Source organism: Escherichia sp. AM3 (genome assembly GCF_032029835.1).
In the GTDB taxonomy this organism is placed as follows: domain Bacteria; phylum Pseudomonadota; class Gammaproteobacteria; order Enterobacterales; family Enterobacteriaceae; genus Escherichia; species Escherichia coli.
Genome location: NZ_JAVUPQ010000298.1, coordinates 1 through 1,370, shown reverse-complemented (window position 1 = coordinate 1,370; position 1,370 = coordinate 1). Strand labels below are relative to the sequence as shown.

Here is a 1,370-nt window from a genome sequence, read left to right as displayed (position 1 = left end):
GCATTATTCCACGGACTATGTGTTCGACGGCGCCGGTAGCCATTATCGCCGGGAAGATGAGGCAACCGGCCCGCTGAACGTCTACGGCGAAACCAAGCGCGCCGGTGAACTGGCGCTGGAGCAGGGCAACCCGCGTCACCTGATTTTCCGTACCAGCTGGGTGTATGCCACCCGCGGCGCCAACTTTGCCAAAACCATGCTCCGCCTGGCGGGGGAGAAAGAGACGCTCTCCATCATTGACGACCAGCACGGGGCGCCCACCGGCGCTGAGCTGCTGGCAGACTGCACAGCGACGGCAATCCGTGAAACACTGCGTGATCCGGCGCTGGCCGGTACCTATCATCTGGTGGCCAGCGGCGAGACCAGCTGGTGCGACTACGCCCGCTATGTTTTTGAGGTGGCGAGAGCCCACGGGGCAGAGCTGGCGGTTCAGGAAGTGAAGGGCATTCCGACGACGGCCTATCCGACGCCGGCGAAGCGTCCGCTCAACTCGCGCCTGTCGAATGAAAAATTTCAGCAGGCATTTGGGGTGACTCTCCCGGACTGGCGTCAGGGTGTGGCTCGCGTGGTAACAGAAGTCCTGGGCAAATAAACGGGTAGCAAAAGATGAACATTATTAAAACAGATATTCCTGACGTGCTGATTTTTGAACCGCGCGTGTTTGGTGATGCGCGAGGCTTCTTCTTTGAGAGCTTCAGCAGCAAGGTGTTTAATGAGGCGGTGGGCCGCCAGGTGGAATTCGTCCAGGACAACCACTCCCAGTCCCAGAAAGGCGTATTGCGCGGGCTGCACTATCAGCTGGATCCGCACGCCCAGGGCAAACTGGTCCGCTGTGTGGAAGGCGAGGTATTTGACGTGGCGGTAGATATCCGTCGTTCATCGCCAACCTTTGGCAAATGGGTGGGAGCGGTCCTCAGCGCAGAGAATAAACGTCAGTTGTGGATCCCGGAAGGGTTCGCCCACGGTTTTATGGCGCTGAGCGAAACTGTGCAGTTTGTCTACAAGGCGACGAATTACTACGCGCCGCAGTCAGAACGGAGCATCATCTGGAACGATCCGGAGATAGGGATTGACTGGCCGGCGCTGAGCGACTGCGCGCTGTCGCTGTCGGAGAAAGATCTACAGGCACATACTCTGGCCACCGCGGAAGTATATAAATAATTAGGTTGTTTTTTTCAAAAATGGCGGGTTCCAGATGGAACTCGTCATTTTTATTCGTTTACAAGCCGGGCCTGCCGACCGACTTGACTTACCTTCCTTCTAAGCGTAAAACCGCCCACAGCATTATTTAATTTCGTGGCTATCCGCCATTACCCAGTTAACTGATTAAAGTGTAATCTCATGAAAATTACTATTTCCGGTACAGGTTA

2 protein-coding genes are annotated in these 1,370 nt (G+C 55.8%); both read left to right on the top strand.

Features of this window, described 5'->3' with window-relative positions:
• Window positions 1–592: sugar nucleotide-binding protein (locus RTW80_RS25280; protein WP_312720797.1), on the top strand; the 592-nt coding region annotated here is incomplete at its 5' end.
• 14 nt (window positions 593–606) lie between these two features.
• A complete protein-coding gene (gene rfbC / locus RTW80_RS25275; protein WP_001021401.1) occupies window positions 607–1,161 on the top strand; it encodes a dTDP-4-dehydrorhamnose 3,5-epimerase in 555 nt (184 codons plus the stop codon).
• The last annotated feature ends 209 nt before the right edge of the window (window positions 1,162–1,370 follow it).